General features: G+C 47.0%; 18 protein-coding genes, 1 pseudogene and 1 riboswitch. All 19 genes and pseudogenes read right to left on the bottom strand.

Translation table 11 applies throughout. The annotated features are described in order from the left end of the window. Positions 1-149 precede the first annotated feature (149 nt). The 19 genes and pseudogenes from ACZ42W_RS05420 to ACZ42W_RS05330 all read right to left on the bottom strand — a co-directional run bounded on the left by ACZ42W_RS05420 (position 150) and on the right by ACZ42W_RS05330 (position 21,753). Positions 150-479 carry a small basic family protein gene (locus tag ACZ42W_RS05420; RefSeq protein ID WP_464168997.1) on the bottom strand — a complete coding sequence of 110 codons (330 nt, stop codon included), beginning with the start codon at positions 477-479 and terminating at the stop codon, positions 150-152. A gap of 19 nt (positions 480-498) precedes the next feature. Beyond that, positions 499-1,224: a cell division protein FtsQ/DivIB gene (locus tag ACZ42W_RS05415; protein ID WP_464168995.1), complete on the bottom strand. Its 726-nt coding sequence runs from the start codon at positions 1,222-1,224 to the stop codon at positions 499-501. A 100-nt stretch (positions 1,225-1,324) separates the two neighbouring features. Beyond that, positions 1,325-2,584 (bottom strand): UDP-N-acetylglucosamine 1-carboxyvinyltransferase, encoded by a 1,260-nt coding sequence (murA, locus tag ACZ42W_RS05410; protein ID WP_464168993.1) that lies wholly within the window; start codon positions 2,582-2,584, stop codon positions 1,325-1,327. 17 nt (positions 2,585-2,601) lie between these two features. Beyond that, on the bottom strand, positions 2,602-3,483 hold the full coding sequence (murB, locus tag ACZ42W_RS05405; RefSeq protein WP_464168991.1) for a UDP-N-acetylmuramate dehydrogenase: 882 nt from the start codon (positions 3,481-3,483) through the stop codon (positions 2,602-2,604). Next, on the bottom strand, positions 3,398-4,264 hold the full coding sequence (locus ACZ42W_RS05400; RefSeq protein WP_464168990.1) for a hypothetical protein: 867 nt from the start codon (positions 4,262-4,264) through the stop codon (positions 3,398-3,400). Before ACZ42W_RS05400 ends, murB begins: the two co-directional genes overlap by 86 nt. Positions 4,265-4,340: 76 nt before the next feature. After that, positions 4,341-5,450, bottom strand: coding sequence for an undecaprenyldiphospho-muramoylpentapeptide beta-N-acetylglucosaminyltransferase (gene murG, locus ACZ42W_RS05395; RefSeq protein ID WP_464170869.1), 1,110 nt, complete (start codon positions 5,448-5,450; stop codon positions 4,341-4,343). Between the two features lie 612 nt (positions 5,451-6,062). After that, the gene (spoVE, locus tag ACZ42W_RS05390; protein WP_464168988.1) at positions 6,063-7,157 is read right to left on the bottom strand and encodes a stage V sporulation protein E; all 1,095 of its coding nucleotides are present in this window, start codon (positions 7,155-7,157) and stop codon (positions 6,063-6,065) included. Positions 7,158-7,172: 15 nt separating this feature from the next. Continuing rightward, entirely contained in the window at positions 7,173-8,543 is a 1,371-nt protein-coding gene (murD, locus tag ACZ42W_RS05385; protein ID WP_464168986.1) for a UDP-N-acetylmuramoyl-L-alanine--D-glutamate ligase, read from the bottom strand. A gap of 160 nt (positions 8,544-8,703) precedes the next feature. Continuing rightward, positions 8,704-9,711, bottom strand: a complete 1,008-nt coding sequence (gene mraY, locus ACZ42W_RS05380) for a phospho-N-acetylmuramoyl-pentapeptide-transferase (RefSeq protein ID WP_464168984.1) — start codon at positions 9,709-9,711, stop codon at positions 8,704-8,706. A gap of 22 nt (positions 9,712-9,733) precedes the next feature. Then, complete coding sequence (locus ACZ42W_RS05375) at positions 9,734-11,164, bottom strand: UDP-N-acetylmuramoyl-tripeptide--D-alanyl-D-alanine ligase (protein ID WP_464168982.1); 1,431 nt, start codon at positions 11,162-11,164, stop codon at positions 9,734-9,736. Continuing rightward, positions 11,154-12,640, bottom strand: a pseudogene (locus ACZ42W_RS05370) (UDP-N-acetylmuramoyl-L-alanyl-D-glutamate--2,6-diaminopimelate ligase). Before ACZ42W_RS05370 ends, ACZ42W_RS05375 begins: the two are co-directional and overlap by 11 nt. A gap of 200 nt (positions 12,641-12,840) precedes the next feature. Then, positions 12,841-14,886, bottom strand: coding sequence for a penicillin-binding transpeptidase domain-containing protein (locus ACZ42W_RS05365; protein ID WP_464168980.1), 2,046 nt, complete (start codon positions 14,884-14,886; stop codon positions 12,841-12,843). Between the two features lie 51 nt (positions 14,887-14,937). Then, positions 14,938-15,417, bottom strand: coding sequence for a septum formation initiator (locus ACZ42W_RS05360; RefSeq protein ID WP_464168978.1), 480 nt, complete (start codon positions 15,415-15,417; stop codon positions 14,938-14,940). A 30-nt stretch (positions 15,418-15,447) separates the two neighbouring features. Further along, positions 15,448-16,380: a 16S rRNA (cytosine(1402)-N(4))-methyltransferase RsmH gene (gene rsmH, locus ACZ42W_RS05355; protein WP_464168976.1), complete on the bottom strand. Its 933-nt coding sequence runs from the start codon at positions 16,378-16,380 to the stop codon at positions 15,448-15,450. A gap of 17 nt (positions 16,381-16,397) precedes the next feature. Continuing rightward, positions 16,398-16,829, bottom strand: coding sequence for a division/cell wall cluster transcriptional repressor MraZ (mraZ, locus tag ACZ42W_RS05350; protein WP_464168974.1), 432 nt, complete (start codon positions 16,827-16,829; stop codon positions 16,398-16,400). A gap of 280 nt (positions 16,830-17,109) precedes the next feature. Continuing rightward, positions 17,110-17,211: riboswitch (purine riboswitch) on the bottom strand. Positions 17,212-17,227: 16 nt separating this feature from the next. Next, positions 17,228-18,601, bottom strand: a complete 1,374-nt coding sequence (locus tag ACZ42W_RS05345; RefSeq protein ID WP_464168972.1) for an NCS2 family permease — start codon at positions 18,599-18,601, stop codon at positions 17,228-17,230. A 221-nt stretch (positions 18,602-18,822) separates the two neighbouring features. Beyond that, positions 18,823-20,208: a dihydrolipoyl dehydrogenase gene (gene lpdA / locus ACZ42W_RS05340; protein ID WP_464168971.1), complete on the bottom strand. Its 1,386-nt coding sequence runs from the start codon at positions 20,206-20,208 to the stop codon at positions 18,823-18,825. Between the two features lie 156 nt (positions 20,209-20,364). Further along, positions 20,365-20,562: a DUF1858 domain-containing protein gene (locus ACZ42W_RS05335; RefSeq protein WP_464168969.1), complete on the bottom strand. Its 198-nt coding sequence runs from the start codon at positions 20,560-20,562 to the stop codon at positions 20,365-20,367. Positions 20,563-20,658: 96 nt separating this feature from the next. After that, positions 20,659-21,753, bottom strand: a complete 1,095-nt coding sequence (locus ACZ42W_RS05330) for a methionine synthase (protein WP_464168967.1) — start codon at positions 21,751-21,753, stop codon at positions 20,659-20,661. Positions 21,754-21,827: the final 74 nt, after the last annotated feature.

Genomic DNA, 21,827 nt, shown 5'->3' with positions numbered 1-21,827 from the left:
CTTGTCCAATAAATTCTATGGACAAGCATATTATCCTTCTTTTCACTTAAAACTTTTTTATTGGAAATACTATCCAATATTTAAGTTTCCTGCTATTAAAGCTCAAATCTCCTCAAGCAAAAGCGAAAGAAGGAGGTTAGTCCTCGAAATTATTTTTTCAAAAGATGTCTACGAATAATCGCCAAGTTGTTAAATAAGCGCACCCCGAAGGCTACCACCGCTGCAAGATAGAGATCGACCCCGATCCGATCTCCCACATACGCTAATAATCCAGCAAGTAAGATATTTGTAAAGAATCCCGTTAAAAATACCGTGGAATCAAAATGCTCCTCTTGAGCAGCTCGGATTCCCCCGAGCACTGAGTCCAAGGCAGCAAGGATTCCTATGGATAAATACTTTGCATATTCAACGGGTACAGAAAACGGACTAAACCAGCCGATCGCTAACCCAAGAATCAACCCAAGAATCGGTAACCACATTGTTTGTTGCTCCCCCTCATCAACGGCCAATTACAGGCTTAGCCGCTGTGAAATCAATATACCTTACCCCATTTTGAAAAGACTTATACCCTGAATCATTCAGTAAATCATATAAAGCCTTAAGTTTGACTGTCCAGTCATTGGTTTTCCCTAAGCGTACTTCCACTCCATTGTTCAAAAACAAGGTCATCTGCTGGATGGGATTCACAAAAATTTCCCCAATCAAAGGTGTAAGCTCTGGGGGAGCTTGTCCCAACAAAAGTAGCGCTGCCTGAAGCCCTGGGAGCTTTAGCTCCTGTCCTGGCCCAGCTGTATCCGGGATACTTATCCCGTTAATCATGGGATAGCTTTTATCAGGCCATCCCTCCCTGCGACGCAAGAACATTCCTTTTCCATCAACTTCGACGACACCCCGTGAAACCACAACGAGGGCAATCGGGGTCCGTTCCTTGATGTGAAGAACCAAAGTCTTCGGTAATTTTCTCTTTATCTCTATACTCTCCACTAAAGGGTGAAGTAAAACGTTCTGCTTCAGTCGATCTTGTTCTAGTAAGAACAGATTTTGCCCGACAGCCTCCGTTGTTAAGCGTTCAATCTCATTCTCTGGAATCTGCTGCAACCCTTCGATGATAATCTTTTCAACTGAAAAATAACTTGATCGAAGAAATGAAGCAATACCCACAGCGAGTATAATCATCAAAATAGAAATATAGAGAAAGGATGTAGTCGTTTTCTTGGGCTTCATGCACGTTCCCCCTCGTCCCAAGTATAACGAATACAACCCTCTCTGTCATGTCTTTCTTTTCGACACCACATCGTCCGCCTAGAATAATACTCCATCTGAATTAAGATTTTACACGGCTGAGCTTTGCACCCAAGGAACGATATTTCTCCCCAAGGTTTTCGTAGCCACGATCGATATGCCCTACCTTCTCGAGAACAGTAGCTTCCTCTGCAGAAAGGGCCGCTAAGAAGAGGGCTGCTCCTGCACGCAGATCTGTCGCCTCGACAAAGGCACCTTCCAGGCTTTTAACTCCGCGAATAATTGCTGTACGGCCTTCAATGGTAATCTGAGCTCCCATCCGCCGAAGTTCATCGACATGTTGGAAACGGTTTTCGAAAATGGTTTCTGTGATAATACTTGTTCCCTCTCCCATAGCTAAGAGCGCCATAAACTGCGGTTGCATATCAGTAGGGAAACCCGGATAGGGCATTGTCTTACAGTCAACACCCTTGATTTTCCCTTTTCCCCTTACCCGAACAGAATCATCCCCGATAGAGATTTCAGCCCCGGCTTGGGTAAGCTTTGCTATAACGGGCTCTAAGTGTTCTGGAATTACATTATCAATCTCGATGTCCCCCTGAGTCATCACCGCGGCAACCATATGAGTTCCTGCTTCTATTCGGTCAGGAATAACAGTATGTTCCACAGGATAAAGCTGAGAGACTCCTTCGATTCGAAGAACATCCATTCCCGCACCGCGTATTTTGGCCCCCATCTTGTTTAAGAAATTCTGGAGATCGACAATTTCCGGTTCCCGAGCTGCATTATGAAGGGTTGTCGTCCCCTTTGCTAAAACCGCAGCCATCATAATATTTTCTGTAGCTCCAACACTCGGAACATCCAGATAAACATTTGCACCGACAAGATGATCCGCCCACGCTTCAATATACCCATGTTTCTCTTTCACTTTGACTCCGAGTTCCTGGAGTCCTTTGATATGTTGATCCATGGGGCGGGATCCAATCGCACAGCCACCCGGTCTCGATATACACACTCGACCATTACGCGCGAGTACTGGTCCTAAGATCAGATTAGAGGCTCTCATCTGGCGCATCAAGCCTTCTTCCACTTCCCACCGACAGAGATCAGAAGCATCCACAATTAAGGCTTCATTTTGCCGTTTCACACCCGCACCGAGGTACTCGAGCACCTCAATCATATTATCAATATCCGCTAGCTGGGGGATATCAATCAAGGTAGACTTTCCTGAAGCGAGCAAGGACGCGGCTAATAAGGGTAACGAGGAGTTCTTTGCACCACTGGTGCGCACTCTGCCTTCCAGCCTCTGTTTTCCGGTGATTACATAGCGATCCATCGCCATGAAACATTCCTCCCCTCTTAGTTCGGTGCTATATATTGAACCTCTGTCTTCAATTCCACCCCGAACTTTTGATGAACATCCTTCTGAATCTCTTGAATTAGGGATAAGACATCGTGAGCAGTCGCGTTACCGGTATTAACGATAAAATTGGCATGCTTTGGTGACACTTGAGCCCCACCAATCGCTTTACCCTTCCATCCCGCTTGCTCGATAAGCCTTCCTGCAGAATCCCCAGGAGGATTCCGAAAGACACTCCCTGCGTTTGGAAACTCTAAAGGCTGGGCCATTTTTCTCTTTGCCAGATTCTCACGCATGGCGCCTTGAATACTTTCTGGATCTCCATGCTTCAAGCGGAACGTACCTTCCAAAACCCAAGCCTTTCCCCGAAGGGAGCATTCTCTATATCCGAATTGAATTTCATCTCTGCCTAAGCTCTGAAGCTCTCCATCGGTTGTTAAGATCTTAGCCTGCTCGAGGATAGCTTGAATCTCTCCTCCGTGAGCCCCCGCATTCATGACGATCGCTCCACCGACCGTTCCGGGTATCCCCCGGGCGAATTCTAACCCTGTTAATCCCCTATTTCCTGCTTCCTGGGCAAGGCGTGCCAAAGAGTATCCTGCCCCGACACTAACGCGTTCTTCATCCCAAGCCACTTTATCTAAGGAGGTACTAATCAGCGTGATTCCAGATAGACCTTCATCCGGGAAAAGAATATTTGATCCCCGCCCAAATAAACGGAGGGGGATCCTTTCTTTTTGAGCTTGAAGCCCTATCCTACGCAATTCGTCTTCACTTTCAGGCCAAAAAACGGTTTCAGCTGATCCCCCGACTTTCCAAGTGTTCAGCGCCTTCAGTGGGTAATTCTGTTCCACTCGGCCACGTACTCCGTGCAAAATCATCCGCATACCACCTTAAACTGTTTTCCCTTTTTACAAAGTCATCTTTAGAAGTGTTGAGAGCTGTATTATAAAAGCTTTTAATATTTCTCCAGGGTACGCCGAGTTGAAGCGCCTGCAGAACGGTTGTATAGATCCCCTGCTCCTGCTCTTTATTTCCAAACGGTTCTAAGAAGCCCAGAAAAGCGAAGCTTTCACGATCCGAATAAAACTCTACCCGATTCTCTTGGAGGAGCCAATAGCTCTCGGACAGAATCCGTTTGGGTTGACGTCCGAAAGTCTCTAACCCACAACATTCGTTATACCATGCCTCAGGGATAACCCAGTGGAGCCCTTGCCCGATTCGGACTTCCCATTGACCCTCTGGTTTCTTCCAAAGCAAGGAAGGCTCAAATTCTGCAGCGTCTAACAGTCTCCACAGCAGAGGCTCTTCATCGGCTGTGGCAGATTGAGTTACAGGAAGAATAATCTCCTCTTCCCAATATTTATGTAGAAATTCAGGGAGTTCGGTTTGCGAAAGCCCCCGGGATAATCCCCACTTCCGATAGGCATCTTCCATAGGAATTCCAGGCCAATAGAGAATATCTGTCGGCCCAACATCCGATAAGTCCACTAATTCCTCATCCCATCCAGGACATGTCAGCCCAGTTAAGTCCGCCGGAATCTCTTCAGATGTTTCCCTTACTATAACATCTCTATGTAGGGCTTCCAACAAGGAAAGAATCCCTTGCCATCCTTCAATCCCGCGCGGAATGACGAATAAAATCTTCCGCTTCGGCCACATTGACAAATCCACTCCCTTCCTTCTGACTGTCATATGTTATGCAATCGTGTCAGAAGGTGTGAAAAAGGAAGTAGAATTATTTCCAGGCGGTCTCCATACAGACATCGACAATTTTTTGAAGAGCCTTCGGCTGCCCCAATCCCTTAGCTGCATCGGCCATGCTCCTTAAGTCCTGGGGTTTTGCGAGAAGTTCTTGGATAATCTCCGAAAGCTTCTCACCGGTTAGCACCAAATCAAGAATAACCCGTGCAGCCCCATCCTTTTCTAGGGCTCGAGCATTATACTCTTGGTGATTCTCTGCTGCAAAAGGATAAGGGATAAGAATCCCAGGTTTTCCAGCGACCATCAGTTCTGCTAACGTCGTAGCCCCAGCCCGTCCTATGAATAAATCGGTACACGCGAGCGCCTCTGGCATATCTTTGAGGTACTCAAGCACCTTCCAGTTTTCTTGTACCCCATCAATCCCAGCGTCCTTTAAGGCTTTCTGTGTCTCTTTATACGTCGCTTTTCCAGTGGCCCATATGACCTGGATGTCTGGTCGAGCGAGTAAACTTTTAAGTACAGTCGGCATGGCCTGGTTGATGCTGCGAGCCCCACGACTTCCTCCTGTGATAAGCAAGGTCAGTCGTTCAGGATGCAGTCCCAAACGCAAGGCGCCCTCGGTACGAGAAACTTCTCCAATCTCTGGACGCACAGGCAAACCCGTTAAGACCAATTTCTTGCGTACTCCGAAGTGCGCAATACTCTCTGGAAACGTTACCATGACCTTTCGAACAAATCGGGCTAGAATTTTATTCGTAATCCCCGGAAGGGCGTTTTGCTCATGAAGTAAGGTGGGAATTCCAAATAAGGCCGCTGTCAAAACAACCGGCCCAGAGACATATCCCCCGGTCCCGACGACGAGATCGGGTTTGAACTCTTTGAGGATTTGTTTGGTTTCCCAGAGTGCTTTAAAGCTTTTGGCTCCGACTTTCACTGTATCTACGCTAAGCTTTCGAGGGAGTCCTTGTCCAGATACTCCTTGAAAGTCGATTCCAGCTTCTGGAACGAGTCGGGCTTCCATTCCTTCCTGGGTTCCGACATAGAGGATTTGACTCTCGGGTTCACGGGCGAGAATCCCCTTGGCGATCGCTAAGGCAGGATAGATGTGGCCGCCCGTTCCGCCACCTGTTACAATCACTCGCATGGAATTCTGCTCCTTTCGATGGTTGAGATTTTTAGCAGTCGTTTTGAGGCTCTTCTCTGAAGTATTATCTCCAGGATTTTGCTTTGCAACGGTCACTCCGTAAGCTGCGCGGACCAATCTAATCGCTCAAGTTCTCCGCTCCGTCGGGTTCCCGGCCAAATCGGCGTCCATGCCTCGTGGCCGGTTGGAAACGTCGTGTTTCCAACCCGTCTCCGCTGCGACCTTTTCGCGAAGATTGGTTAGCCGCTCGCTTAGAAGGCGTTCCCTTATGCAAAGCAAAATCCTTGGGTAATTTCTTAGGATTATTGTTCAGGTCATTCTGTAAAGGATTGCTGAAGCTATTCTGCAAAGTGAGTTACGATTACAGAGCGCGAGGTTTCTTCGCGAGCAACAAGCAAACTTGGGCTAAACTGCTCCCCATATAGCGGGGCGACCACAAGGATGTGGCTCGCCGCCTATTGAGCAGGAGCGATTTAGGCGGGTACCCCGCAGCATGCAAGAAGCAGTTTAGCCCTTAGTTTGCTTTGCGAGCGTATTTTCCGAGTGTCTGTAACGTAACTCGACTTGCACAAACCCACCAAGCATTACTGAGTAATAACCTCTTGCAAGCTCTCATCGCGATTCCCTCGAAATATTCAAGAGCACCCCGACCCCTATCAAGGTAAACACGAGCGACGTCCCCCCATAACTCAGGAAGGGAAGGGTGATCCCTGTGACCGGTAAGACACCGCTTACGACCCCCATGTTGATCATTGCTTGGATCGACACCATCGCAGTGAGGCCCACGGCTAGAAAGCCTGTGAAGGCGTCTGGCGCACCCATTGCGACCCTAAATCCCCTCCAAGCGAAGAGGAAGAAGAGCATAATCACGAGAGTCGCACCGACAAAACCGAGCTCCTCCCCAATCATGGCGAAGATAAAATCGGTATGATTCTCAGGGAGATAGAGAAATTTTTGTTTACTCTGCCCGAGCCCTAAGCCGAATAACCCGCCTGGTCCTAAGGCTAAAAGGGCCTGAATCGTTTGGTATCCCTTACCCGAGGGATCAGCCCAGGGATCGAGAAACGCGAGAATACGATTCATTCGGTAGGGTGCAGCGGCAATTGCTGCGACGACTAAGACTATTCCTGCACTTCCTAAGGCCATAATGTGACTGACTCTTGCACCTGCGGCTATGAGCATAAAAAAGGTCGTTCCGGCCACCACCAGAGTTGTTCCCAAATCGGGTTGAAGCATGATGAGTCCAGCGATTAACCCTAATAGTCCAAGAACGGGTAATAAGCCTTTACGGAAATATTTTATTTTGTGAGGATCAATCGATAAAGTATGTGCCATAACTAAAACCATGGTAAGTTTGATCACTTCCGAGGGTTGAATCGACAAGGGACCTAATCCAATCCAGCGGTCTGCCCCATTGACCCTTCGGCCGATTCCGGGAATCTTAACCATAATGAGCAAGACAATGGCCATGATAAGAGCTGGTTTTGCCCATTGGCGTAAAAAGCCGAGATCCAAACGCATGGCTAGTATCATCGCCGCTAAGCCCAATGTAACCCATATCACCTCCATCTTTAAGAAGTGATAGGGATCGTCATACTGTACATATCCTTTTACCGCACTGGAACTATACACCATTACCATTCCTATTGCGAGGAGCGCGAGGATTACTCCCAGTAAGACCAAATCAGGACGGCGGCGTCTCGGCATTGTTAAGTTCCCCCTTTATTTAGAAATGGGTTCCCTATAATGCCTACGCACTAACTCCTTAAAGAATTCCCCTCTTTCTTCATAACTCTTAAACATATCCCAACTTGTACAAGCAGGTGATAGGAGGACAACATCTCCAGCGACCGCTTCTGCGATTGAAAGCTCAACCGCCTCTTCGAAAGTCTTGGCACGGACAAATCGTTCTACTCCTACATCGCGGGCCGCTTGCTCCATTTCATCGGCCGCCATTCCAACAAGAACAAGGCTTTTTACCTGCTCTTTAACAATTTTCATGAACTCATGAAAATCCAGTCCTTTATTTTTACCGCCAGCAATCAGAACAATCGGTTCCTGAAAGGCATATAAAGCCTTCTCCGCTGCATCTGGGTTTGTACCCTTAGAGTCATTAATAAAGAGAATCCCGTCAAAAGTTCCCACAATTTCTTGGCGATGTTCGACCCCGTTAAACTGACGAAGCCCTTCTGCAATTTCCTCCCACGATAGTCCGAGCTCCTTAGCTGCTGCGATAGAAGCCATGACATTCTCCAGGTTATGATTGCCACGAAGCTTAAGCTCCTTGCGATCTAGAATCGGGGTTATCGATCCTTTCTCGGCGAAAACGATTTCGTCACCTTGCATACAGAACCCATCGTTTAAAAACGTAGTAGGGCTAATATAGATTACTCGAGCTTTAAGGCTCGGGCCTAGGGCACGTACCGCCTGATCATCCCAGTTTAAGATAGCAAGATCTTTAGCTGTTTGATTTTCAAAAATTCGCGCCTTCGCTGCCAGATAATTTTCAACGGTTCCATGTCGATCCAGATGATCTGGAGTCACGTTCAGAAGAATCCCGATATCCATTCTTAAGCTATCAATCCATTCCAGTTGGAAGCTTGATAGCTCGGCTACCACAATTCCATCTTGACCCAGCTCATCGACCTGACTACTTAAAGCCACCCCAATATTCCCAGCGACCAGGGTTGTGCGTCCCGTACGCTTCGCTAATTCTCCGATGAGCGTGGTCGTCGTCGTCTTTCCATTCGTTCCGGTAACCCCAACCTTTTTCGCCGAATTATCCCGTAAAGCAAGCTCCACTTCACTCCAGATTCGAGCTCCTTTAAAAAGGCCATCTTGGATAAATGGAAGCTGAGGAGGAACCCCTGGAGAAAGAACGATAAGGTCCGCTTCCACTTCATTCCACTCAGGGACTCTCCCTAAGATAAGTTGTCCTTCACTTAAGCCTAATTCTGTAATTTCACTTAGTTTTTCGGGATCCTGCCGATCTGTAAGGAGCACCTGAGCTCCAAGATTCTTTAACTTTTTAACCGCAGCTAATCCACTTCGTCCTGCGCCAACGACTAATACTTTTTTATCTTTCAATTCCATCGTCTTCACCTTCTTGATAGATTAAAACCCGAATAAATTCTACTTCTAGACTTTCACAGTCCCTAGCGCCCCTGCTTGATCTTCGCTAGCACCAAGAATATCTTATGATTAAACCCGAAACAACGAAGCTGCCCCCCTGTTTCAGTTCCCCAGCAATTTATTAGCTTAGCCCTGCTACATACGCCAGAATTCCTAAAATACCGCATAAAATGGCCGCACTCCAGAAGGTGATGACAACTTTCCATTCTTTCCAACCCAATAGTTCAAAATGATGGTGCACAGGACTCATCAGAAAGACTCGTTTCCCGGTCGTCTGGAAGGAGATGACTTGAATAATAACGGATAAGGCCTCAACAACATACACTCCACCCAACAAAATAAGAATTAGCTCTGTCTTGGTAAGCACCGCTAGTCCAACTAACGCACCACCCAACGCCAAAGACCCGGTGTCTCCCATGAAGACCCGGGCGGGATATTTATTGAATCGTAAAAATCCAAGGCATCCACCCGCTAGTGCGGCTGCAAAGACTGCAAGATCGGATTCATATGCTAGAATCGCGACACCACCACCTTGGGCTGCACCTAGCAAGGCAATCAACATATAACTCAGTGCACTAAAACATGTCGTTCCCGCTGCTAGTCCATCTAAGCCATCCGTTAGGTTCACTGCATTTGCAATTCCCACAATGATAAAAGCAACAAAGGGGTAATAGAATAGTCCTAAATCCAAATGATAAGCAGTAAAGGGTATAACGAGATCAGTACCTCGTCCTAAGAAACGCACGGCTGCCCAAGTTAGAAGAAAAGCCAAGGCAAATTGCCCAATGAGCTTCTGATACGCTCTCAGGCCCAGCGAGCGATGCATAACAACCTTGATAAAGTCGTCAATAAAACCAATAAGTCCATAGCCTAGCATCGTCCCGACAAGCATAACCATCTCCAAAGACGTCGGTTGTTCTGCTGTGAGGAGTGAGCTCGCCACAATCCCCACCAAAAAGATAATTCCACCCATGGTCGGGGTACCTGCTTTAGCTAGGTGGCGTTGGGGTCCATCCTCACGGATATTTTGTCCAAATTTTAACACTCGTAAAATAGGGATCATAAACGGCCCTAGAATTAACGTTATTAGGAGTGCTAAGCCCCCGGCCATTAGTAAACGTTCTGACATGGATTGATTCCTTCCTTTTCTCCTATCCTTCGCGAAGTGCCTTCGTCACTTCTTCCATTCTCATTCCGCGTGATGCCTTAATGAGTACCCAGGTACCCCAGTCCAAGTGCGAGAGCACCTCTCGAGCCTTCCCAATGGCCTCCTCGCGATTTTTACAGGAATAAATAACCGAAGTCGGCATTCCCTTTTCCCTCGCCCCCCGAGCGATTTCCTCAGCGAGTTCCCCTACAGCTATTAGCTCAGTTATCCCGAGTTCTGACACAGTTTGCCCCACCTCATAATGACCACTTTCACTGGCTTCGCCCAATTCATACATCTCACCAAGAATCGCCAGCGTGGAGACTCCACTCCGTTCACGCAAGACTTTCAGTGAAGCTTTCATGGATGTAGGATTTGCGTTATAAACATCACTGATTAAGGTGCTGCCATAAATTCCTGGGTGAAGTTCGAGTCGCATTCGGGATAATTCCATTTCGGCTAAGCCCTTACAGCCCTCGCTTAGAGAAACTCCAAAGAGAAGTCCTACGCTAAGCGCTGCTAAGGCATCGAGAACATTATGCTCGCCTGGAAGTGGTAAGTCTATAGTGGCGTGTGTTTTTTCGTTAACTTCCGATTTTATATCTAGCGCGTCAACGTCAAATTGCGTTCCTAATGTGCCTACAGGTGTTAGCTTCACTCCACGCAGATCCGGCTCATGGTAGGTGCCTTGCAATCCATAAAAACGTTGGGAATGAGCATCCTTTGCGGCCTGTTTAACACTCCAATGGTCCTCCGCATTGATGACCGCAATCCCCTCTACAGGTAGGGCCTCAATCAATTCCCATTTTGCCCGTGCGATATTCTCCTCGGAACCCAGAAGTTCCATGTGGGTTGTGCCTATATTCGTAATCACACCGACATCAGGCTTCGCGATCTCACAAAGGGCCGTGATTTGTCCTAATCCTCGCATACCCATCTCTAAAATGAGGATTTCCGTACCTAAAGGAGCATTGAGAATTGTCATCGGTAGTCCCAGTTCATTGTTATGGTTTTCCTTATTTTTATGCACCTGATGCTTTTGGGCGAGGACTGCAGCGATCATATCCTTAGTCGTGGTTTTTCCGTTACTACCCGTGATTCCAATAACCTTGGCCCCCAGCTCACAACGCCATGCTTTGGCGAGTAGCCGCATAGCCATAAGCCCAGATTCAACTTGAATAAGGGCTTTCCCTTCTGGAACTTGAACCGCCTTGCGTCTTCTGAGACTTTCTTGTTCTGCGATAACCACGGCCGCACCCTTGTCCCAAGCGGCCTCGATAAAGTTATGACCATCGACATTCTCACCTGAAAGGGCAAAGAAGATTTCCCCTCCTTGCGCTTGCCGACTATCAATGATACAACCGAAGGTCTGAACTTCGGAATTTCCTATCAATTCTCCATTAATAAAATTGGCGACCTGCCTGCTATTCCACATAGCCTAGCCCCCTTAAGGCATCTCGAGCAACTTCCCGATCATCAAAGGGAAAGACTTCTTTTCCGATAATCTGATAATCTTCATGTCCTTTTCCTGCGATAAGAATTGTATCTCCTTGCTTTGCCATACGGCAGGCGCTTTCGATTGCCTCTCGACGTTCTCAATCGTTGTGTGTTCTACACCCACTACTCCTGCTAGAACATCCTTAATAATCTGATGAGGCTCTTCCGTTCGAGGATTATCCGAGGTTACAATCACAAAATCGCTTAAATCGGCCGATATCGCTCCCATCTTCGGACGTTTTCCTTTATCCCGATCTCCCCCACAGCCAAAGACTGTAATCAGACGTCCCCGCGTGAATTCGCGAGCAGTACGGAGGACATTTTCTAGGCCATCCGGTGTATGAGCATAATCCACAATCACTGGAAACGGTTGCCCCATCCGAACACTTTCAAAGCGACCAGAAACCCCTTCAACCTCAGCAAGAGCTCTTGCGACTTGTTCGGGATCTCGTCCGCTTTCAACTCCCCAAGCGAAGGCTGCCAGGGCATTATAGACGCTAAACATACCTGGGGTAGAATACTTAACTTCCTGAGCTTTTCCTTTGAAATGCACTATAAACCGGATCCCCTCCGCTTTCAGCTCAATTTCTGCTGCTCGGTAATCCAGCTTCTCCGCCTTCACCCCATAAGTCACAACCGGTGCGGCGGAGAGCTGACTTAACGTCACTGAAGCAGGGTCATCCCCGTTCACCACCCCAATCTTCGGCTGTTTCGAGCCAGTTAACCCACTAAAAAGCCGTGCCTTGGCCTGGAGATACTCCTCCATTGTCTTATGATAATCGAGATGATCTTGTGTCAAATTCGTAAAAATTCCTGCATCAAACTCGCATCCTGTAACCCGTCCCAAAACCAACGCATGGGAAGATACTTCCATCACAGCCAACTCTACACCTTCAGCCTCCATCTCTGCGAGGAGTTTCTGAAGATCAATTGACTCAGGAGTGGTGCGACTTCCAGGAATCTCACGCCCAGCAATTCGCGCGCCTAGTGTACCAATCAGGCCCACCTTTTTTCCATTTTCCATCGCGATGCGCTCGATCAAATGGGTAATTGTCGTCTTCCCATTGGTCCCTGTCACCCCAATCACTTCCAAATGGTTAGCGGGGTGGTCATAGATATTGGCCGCAATCTCACCTAAGATTTCACGCACATTCTTCACCTGGAGCTGCGGAACCTCTAGAGGTAGGATCCTCTCGACTAGAATTGCAGTGGCCCCTTTTTCCATCGCTTGTGCTGCAAAATCATGCCCATCAACATTTAATCCGGGAACACACGCATAGAGATCCCCCGGTTGAACCTGGCGAGAATCCATTGTGATTCCTTGGATTATGGTTTCTTTATCTCCTGATGAGGACATAAGTTCTATTCCTTCTAAAATTTCCGATAGTTTTTTCTGGATTGGTTTCACCCTCATCACTACCTTTCAACTACTAGTATAGACAGTTCGAAATCCATGCAGACCTAGGGGTAACGACAATTTCTCAGCTCTCGCACGTGATTCCTTGCAAAGCGTGCTGAACCCTACTACTTTCAGGCGAGCATCAATATACCCACAGCATTTTACCTCGAAGTGTGCACTTGAGCAAGTATGAAGCTCTCTAAATCAATCGTATCTTATTCTGACTGAGTTAGCGGTTGTCTCCAGGGCATCTGCTCAAAGGCCTCTACATCTTCATCTACGTCCTCCCACCATTGCCCCATAGTCGGCGCTCCGGCCTCTGCTCCCAAATAGAGAAGGACACCAGAACCCGCTTCCACCTGAACATCGGCATGGGGAATCTGATCGAGGATACTTCCTCCGCTTCCTTCCGTGAGAACGTTAAAGCCTGCTTGTTTGAGAACCTTCTCTGCTTCTGCTAAAGGAAGTCCTAGTACCGACGGAACTGTCGCCGCTTTTTTCACGGGTGCGAATTCCAAACCTGGCATGGGTTTACTCGGGGTAAGAGGAGCATTGAGATCCTGTTTAACTCCTAAGTACTTTAGAGAATCTAGCATTACCGCCTGTACAGGTGGAGCTGCAACAGCACCCCCATAGAACGGTACACCATCAATTACGGAAAGAATCGCTAATTTAGGGTTGTCAGCAGGGGCAAACGCTGCAAAAGATGCAATGTATTCACCTTGAATGTAGGCCCCATTTGCTACCTTTTGTGCCGTTCCCGTTTTTCCGGCTACTCGGTAGCCAGGTAAGAAGGCCCTGCGGCCGGTACCATTCGTGACGACAGCTTCTAAAATTTCCCGTTCAAGTTTTGAGGTGCTCTCACTGATGACGCGCCGAACTTCCTCTTTCTCGAAGGGGTCTACGACTTTCCCCGTTGGTCCGACGATTTCCCTAACGAGTTGTGGTTTCATCAACGTTCCGCCATTAGCCACAGCAGAAACTGCAGTTATGAGTTGAATGGCCGTGACATTATTCGTCTGCCCAATGGACATCGTCGCAAGGTCTAAGGCTGTGGCTCTTTTTTTGTTGGCTAAGATTCCTACAGCTTCCCCAGACATTTCTATCCCCGTTTTCTGACCAAATCCGAAGTCATGAAGATACTTATAGAATTTATCCATTCCTAGACGTTGACCCATCTCAATAAATCCCGGATTACAGGAATTTTCTGCAACTTGAATAAATGTCTGACTCCCATGCCCCCCCGCCTTCCAACAGCGGACATTCTTCCCTAACACCGTAGCAAAGCCTGGATCAAAGAAACCCCCGGTTGGACTAATTTTTTTCTCTTCGAGGGCAGCTGCAAGGGTAATGATTTTAAAAGTCGACCCTGGCTCATAGCCGTTTTGGATGGCAATATTTCGTCGTGCGCTCTGGTCAAAGTTCTGATATTGATTCGGATCAAAGGTCGGAGCAGTAGCTAACGCTAACATTTCCCCCGTATTAGGATCCATCACCAAAATAGAGGCACTTTTAGGGGCTTGACCGTTCATATTCGTGCCCTGTCCGGACATTAATTTCTGGAGTTCACGTTCGGCAAAGGCCTGGATATTCTTATCAATGGTCAAACGCACGGTATTCCCATTTTTCGGGGAAACATACATCTGATCAGCAAACGGAAGTGGAATTCCATTTGCCGCGAATTCGGTTAGAACCGCTCCAGATACACCCTTCATCTGAGAATCCCTTGTCAACTCTATTCCTTCAAGACCTTGGTTGTCAATCCCTGCAAAACCAATAATATGCGAAGCTAGTATGCCATTCGGGTAATAACGCACACTATCCTCCGTTATTCCAATCCCCGGAAGCTCTAAGGCCCGTATCTGCGCTGCGACCTCTGGCGTTACCCGCTTCTTCACATACTCCAGCGCAGATCGCTTGGTAATTTTACCATCCACTTCGCTGGGGGTCATTCCCAGAAGTCCGGATAGTGTCTGAGTAATTTCTGGAGTCCTCCCGGAGGCCCGAACTTGAGCAGGAATCGCATAAACCGTTTCCGTACTCACACTCATAGCGAGGACTTCACCATTCCGATCTTCGATATTTCCCCGTTTCGGAGCCACTGGTACACCCCGAAAATGACTTTCATCCGCTTTATCACTGAGAATAGCTCCTTGAGCGAGTTGTACAAATCCCAAGCGGACTACCAATACGACTAAAAAGGCACTTACACATAAAAAAAGAAAGGCGATTCGTTTACGCATGACCACATAAGGACTCACTTGTCCCCACCCCTTCTAACAGGGCGTCACCGTAACTCAACCGCCTTTTCTTTATCGTTGTGTGGATGCAAAAAAGCTTGTAAACATTTGCGAGATTTGCTCTAAAGCAGAAGGCTCTTCCGCTACTTGCTGCGATGCGGCTTGAGTCGGCTCGGCACCCATTTGGTTCTTGGCGACAGGTAACGTTCCAGCCACATATACTGTCCCCGCAGGTTTTTCCATTCCCATAGCAATCGCCGCATTCTCAATTCGACTCACGGAACGCAATTTATCCACTTGCACCTGAAGCAGATTATTATTCGCTTTTAGTGCTGTGATATCCTTCTGCATCGCCCGAACCTGTGCTCCTTTGACAACGGTTAAATTAATGGTTTCCGTAGCCATAGCCGCGGCAATCGTAACCGTTAATCCTAAAATCAGAACACTTTTCCAGTGAGAACGTAGCTTTTTGCGTTGGACAGGTTTCCTATTTTTCCGGGGTGATCTTTCTAAGGGCTGTTGCCATTCAACTTTCTCCTGCGCTACTACCAAAGGTATTCCTCCTCCTTCCTCTTTAGACCGTTAAAGTTTTTCTGCTACCCTAAGCTTCGCACTTCGTGAACGAGGGTTTTCCTCGATTTCCTTCTCACTAGGTAAAATTGGTTTACGCACAATCAATTTAGCTTGGGGCTTTGCCCCACATCGACAGATCGGAAACACCGGAGGGCAGGTACAACGCCCGAGCCAGGACTGCATCTTCTCCTTGATGATTCTATCTTCTAGCGAATGAAATGTGATTACGGCCACTCGTCCACCTGGAGCTAGGCAGCGAATCACTTGGTCCAATCCTCGTTCTAAAACTCCAAGTTCATCATTTACTGCAATTCTCAAAGCCTGAAATGTCCGTTTAGCGGGATGAGGCCCTTCCCTGCGGGCTGCCGCCGGAATGGCTCGCTTGATGACATCTACGAGATCACCCGTAGTTTCAAGTGGACGTTCCTCACGTGCTTTGACGATAAATTCTGCAATTCTCTTGGACCACTTCTCTTCCCCATATTTCCAGATAACTTCGGCGAGCTGTTCAGCACTCCACTCATTGACAAGGGTTTTAGCTGTTTGTGGATTCTGCGGATTCATACGCATATCGAGTTCTGCATCCTGCATATAGCTAAACCCGCGTTCTGCTTCATCTAATTGAGGTGAAGATACCCCAAGGTCAAAAAGGATTCCTTGAACGGGAAGTAGATTAAGTGATTCCAAAGCTGCTTCTAAATGCTCAAAATTTTTGTTGACCAGCAAGACTCGAGAATCCCCTCCAAATTTCTGTCGTGCATTTTCTATCGCTTTGGGGTCTTGATCAAAACCAACGAGTCTTCCTGCAGATGTCAGCTTAGACAGAAGCAAACCACTATGACCTGCTCCCCCTAAAGTGCAATCAACATAAGTCCCAGATGGGTCAGTAAATACCCCATCTACTGTCTCATTTAACAAAACGGTAACATGATGAAATTCCAAGGCCTTCGACCCCTTCTTTAAATTCCCAGGTTCACCAAAGACTCTGCCGCACTGGCATATGCATCTTCAGCCTGACGAGAATAGTCTGTCCAAAGTGTTTGACTCCAAATCTCGACTCTCGACGAGACCCCGACCAAAACGACATCTTTATCAAGCTGTGCATATTCCCGCAAGTTAGCTGGCAAGAGAATTCTCCCCTGCTTATCCAGTTCACACTCCGTTGCCCCGGAAAAAAAGAAACGGACGAAAGCTCGGGCATCTGGTTGGGTGAAAGGTAAGGCACGCAATTTTTCCTCAAGGATTTTCCACTCGTCTGTAGGGTAAACGAACAAACAGTGATCTAAGCCTTTAGTGGCGATAAATGTCTCCCCTAAGGCCTCTCGGAATTTTGCCGGCACAATCAGCCGACCTTTACCATCGATCGTATGGAGGTATTCCCCCATGAACATTAGCTTTCACCCCACAGTGGCTTCCCTTTGCCCCACTTTACCCCACTTTATCCCACTTATTCTCCATTTACAAGTCATTTCCTGCTTGTCAAGTAACTTTTTTCAATAAAAGTTAAAAGAATAGGAAGAAGGTCCTATTCTTTTGCCTCGGATGGATGTCGCGATGCTGTGGTCAGTAGCTTTTCGCGCAGCAAAAAAAACCGCTCCCGAGAAAACTCGGAAACGGCATTGATACTAAAATGTATAAGAATGGACCAATGGCCCAGGGGGAAGAGGGACATTGAATCCTCTTCACACCCATAGTCAAGCCAAGACTTGGTGGCCTGGTAGAGACATCTGAACCTGCTTTCAGATATATATGAGTGAAATATTCATTAGTAGCTCAAAGCTTGAGTAACTTATGCTCCAGCCAGAGCTATATAACGATAAATGACCAGTGCAGTAAGGACCCACATCATCCAGTGAACTTCCTTGAATTTACCTGTAGCTAATTTTAAGAAGGTATAGAACACAATACCTGCGGAAACGCCGTTTGCAATACTATAAGTGAACGGCATCATGATAATCGTTAAGAAGGCAGGAAGTGCTTCTGTGAAGTCATCAAAGTCGACATCCTTAATTCCACTCATCATCAGGAGGCCAACAATAATCAATGCTGGAGCAGTTGCAGCATCTGGAATGATGATAAAGATGGGTGCGAGTACTAATGCAAGTAAGAAGAGTCCCCCTGTGGTAACGGAGGTCAAACCCGTCCGTCCGCCTTCTCCAACTCCTGCTGCACTTTCAACGAAGGCAGTCATGGTCGAGGTTCCCATTAAAGCACCAAAACTAACTCCGAAGGCATCGACCAACATCGCTTTACCAATCGCAGGAGATTTTCCACTTTTATCGATAAGTCCTGCTTTTTGACCGGTACCCACTAAGGTTCCAAAAGTATCAAACAATTCGACAAAGGTAAAGGTTAAAACAAGTGTACCAATTCCAGAGGCGAGAGCCCCTTTAATATCTAACGCCCCGACAGCTAAGTTGCTAAAATTCGGAAGCGCCCAATGGAAGTTTGCTAGATTTGTCGCTCCCAGTGGGATCCCAATGAGAGTTGTAATAATGATTCCCCACAGCAGTGCTCCCTTGACACGTTTTGCCATAAGAAAACCGATTAATGCTAAACCAATTATCGCTGTTAAAGTATCTGGAGCCGTAATAACACCAAATTTCAGATCCCAATCCCAGAAGTTAAGGTGAGAAATAAATCCACCCTGAGCGCCTAAGGTTTTGACAACATCGGGACTTGTGTGTACTTCAGCTACGAGAATATGCGAGAGTTTTAAACCAATAATCGTAATAAATAAGCCGATACCCACGGTAATACCTGATTTAATCCCCTGGGGTACAGCTTCAACAAGCATTTGACGAACTTTGGTAACGGTTAAAATAACAAAAATAATACCAGAGAAGAATACTGCGGCTAAAGCGACTTGCCAGGAGAATTGACCACCATTAGCAGAAGCCACTACAGCGAAATAAGCGTTGAGTCCCATACCTGGTGCAAGTGCGATAGGAAAGTTTACGAACAACCCCATTGCAATCGTTACAAGTCCTGCGGAAACCGCTGTTGCGAAAAATACAGCGTTAGGATCCATCCCCGTTTGTGATAAAATACTTGGATTCACAGCCAGAATATAGGCCATGGTCATGAACGTCGTGAGTCCTGCCATAATTTCCGTACGGACATTCGTGCGACGTTCAGAAAGATGAAACAACCTTTCTAACACCTTGTTTTCCCCCTTGTGTTTTTTCGAACCCAACTTTTGTTTATATTCTCGGATTCATGTTGATATTGTACACTAAGTCCGAATATTTGACTAGTATTTTTTTCGAATGTTCGCGTTCTATTTTCTCGAATTTATCTTTATATACAGAACCCCCTAGCGCTCTTAGTCGAAATAATAATAGCCCTTCCTAGTGTAACCAGGAAGGGCTAAAACATGCTCAACTATGCTAGATGTAAAGGTTTTTCAAGGATTCCATGTGCAGCTTCCATCACTGCTTCCGGCAGGGTCGGATGAGCATGAATCGTTCTAGCGAGCTCATCTCCCTTCAACCCTTTCTCAACAGCAAGAACTAATTCTTGGATCAGACTACTGGCTTGAGGCCCCATAATACTGGCACCCAACACAGTCCCCTGTTCATCAGCTAAAATTTTCACCAGGCCAATGGTTTCCCCAAGGGCTAACGCTTTGCCATTGGCACTGAAGGGGAATTTACTGACTTTATAACTCCTTCCGGAGTTTTTTATGGCTTGTTCCGTCTCCCCTACGGTCGCAATTTCTGGATAGGTGAAAATGGCGCTTGGAATCGCACGATAGCGCATCTCTACTGGGTGTCCTGCGATATGTTCTGCTGCGACCATTCCTTGCATGGACGCAACATGGGCAAGCATCATTCCACCCGTGACATCTCCAATCGCATAGACATTGGGTGCAGAGGTTTGCATCTGAGGATTCACGAGGACAGCACCTCGCTCTGTCTTAAGGTCCATGGCTTCTACATCTACTCCCCGTAGATAAGGTTTCCGACCCGTAGAAAGGAGAACCAGATCCGCTGGAATTTCTTTTATCCCCTTCATATCTTCAACCACGACGAGAAGTCCACCCTCCACTTGCTTGATTTCCTTGACCATGGTCTTCGTCATGATTTCCATCCCCGATCTTTTGAGGAGAGGAGTTAACCGTTTCGGAATTTCTTCATCGATATTTGCCAGAAGTGCGGGTAGCATCTCTACCACCGTGACCTTGACCCCAAACTCTTGATAGATCGATGCAAATTCTAAACCAATGACACCACCCCCGATAATGACTAAACGTTCAGGGAGCGTCTTCATCTCCAGTATTTCATCACTTGTCACGACTCCAGGGAAATCGCTACCTGGGATGGGTAGTCGGGCAGGAACTGAACCTGTAGCGAGAACAAGCTCATCTACCTCGACACTCACTCTTCCTGACTCTGTCTCTACCTCAATCTTACCGGGTTCTTTAACTTCACCCCAGCCCTTGATCACTTGAATCTTGCCCGCTTTCACAAGCTGTTCGATCCCGCCGACCAAAGTATTGACCACCCGATCCTTGCGGCTCATAATTTTTTCAAAGTCAAAACTCTTATCACCGAGACTTATGCCAAATTCCTCCGTATGTTTTAATTCCCGCCACACTTCTGCACTTTTAACCAAGGCCTTCGTAGGGATACATCCTCGGTTTAAACACGTTCCACCGAGACGCTCCCCTTCAACCAAAACAACAGATAAACCAAGTTGTGCTGCGCGCAAGGCACACACATATCCTCCTGGTCCTCCACCTAGAATTCCGACTTTAAAACGCTCCACTTCAAATTCCTCCAGTGCTTATGAGCTTCTCGTTCTTGACTTATTATTTCCACATGTCCTTATTAATTCCCTTCAGTAGGGATTAATTTGAGAGCCTACCCTGAACTTTCGTGCAGAGTAGGCTCTCAAACGTTTTAAGTATGCAAAAGCGAAGAATTAAGCTTCTTGGAGCACTTTATTAAGTTGCTCTACAAGCTCATCAGGTTTTTTCCCATGAGTAAGAGCTGCCCCTTCAATACTCTCCATCGTGGAAGATGGGCAACCTAAACAGTGCATTCCCAACTCAAGAAAAGTTTGAACCGTTTGTGGATAGGAACGCAAAACTTGGCCCACTGTCATTTCTTTTGTAATCATATGAATTACCCCCTTAAAATTCCTCAGCTTTATAATCCTCAGTAAATTACTCGGATTTATTATATACCAATTTAGGACAAACAGCAACCTCATTTTCTAATGTGCCATTTGATAGGCAAGTTCCTGTAGGAGCTCATAAATTCTTTCCGAAAGGGGAATTTCTAGGGTTCCTGTTCCGCAGCTTGGAGTCAAAAGACTCTGCGAGCGCAATCTATTTTCGTCGACCCCTCGCTTGACAAGCTCGCTAAGGTTCACCTCTAAACGATTTCTTAAACTTTTAACCGATTCACCCCAAGCTTTCGGCGAAGTCGGTACAATTCCCCAAGAGAGGATTCCGCCCCTTTGTAAAAACTCTTGAAGTGGCTCAGCTAGTACAGTCATACTCGTCATATACTCATAAGCATCAAAGTTTACAATCTGTACCTTGGAATCGAAGATAAGAGTCCAATCCGTCCCCGCACAGACATGTACCCCTGGAATCCCACCTTCTTCGAGGATACCCTCTGCTATTTCATTCATGTCAGAGATTAAGGTCTTCCGATCCAAGGTAAGATGAGTCGATGTTCCATAACCATAGAGTCCCGGGTCATCAATGGACATTAAGACGGGGAGACCAAACTGGGTCAGACGCCTAGTCTGCCAGCGAGCATGCATTCCTAACGTTTTGACCAGCATTTCCCTTTGAAGTTCATCATAATAACAGGCGCGACGATGACTATCCGTTATTTGCATACCCAGAGTCAGCGGGCCACTCAATTGTCCTTTAAGCAAAAGGGCCTCACGTGTCCCCTTCTGACGAAGATCCTCACAGAATCCATCAAAACCTGTACCCCCGGCTTGTGTAAAGCCAAATCGCTCTAGGGCAGCTTCATCACCTGCTTCTGCCTGAAGATAAACTTCATAAAAACGTGTCATCCGCTCAACCCAATCTAAAGCTTCCACTTGGAAGCGAGGTTTTTCAAATCCCTCAAGCACACCCGTCTCGACAAGCCCCCGTAAATATTGCCCGACAAAGGAGCTCTCCGATCCGAGTTGAGGAAGTTGTGGCCAATGAGGTGCCTGAGGCAAAGCAGTCCATACTTTCCTTAAGGCTGTCTCGACATCTTGATAAGGGAGGCTGCCTACACCCGTCGCGAGAAAATTGGGTTTCCAGGACTCTGGATGGGCATCCATTCTATGACTATTTAACATTCTGTTACTCCTTTGAATGGATTCTTATGAATCCTTATGGATTCCACATGAACACCTTTTACACCCCTGCAACT

The organism is Desulfitobacterium elongatum (assembly GCF_055378975.1).
Note: the sequence above shows the minus strand (reverse complement) of the source record. Positions and strands in the feature narration are given on the sequence as shown.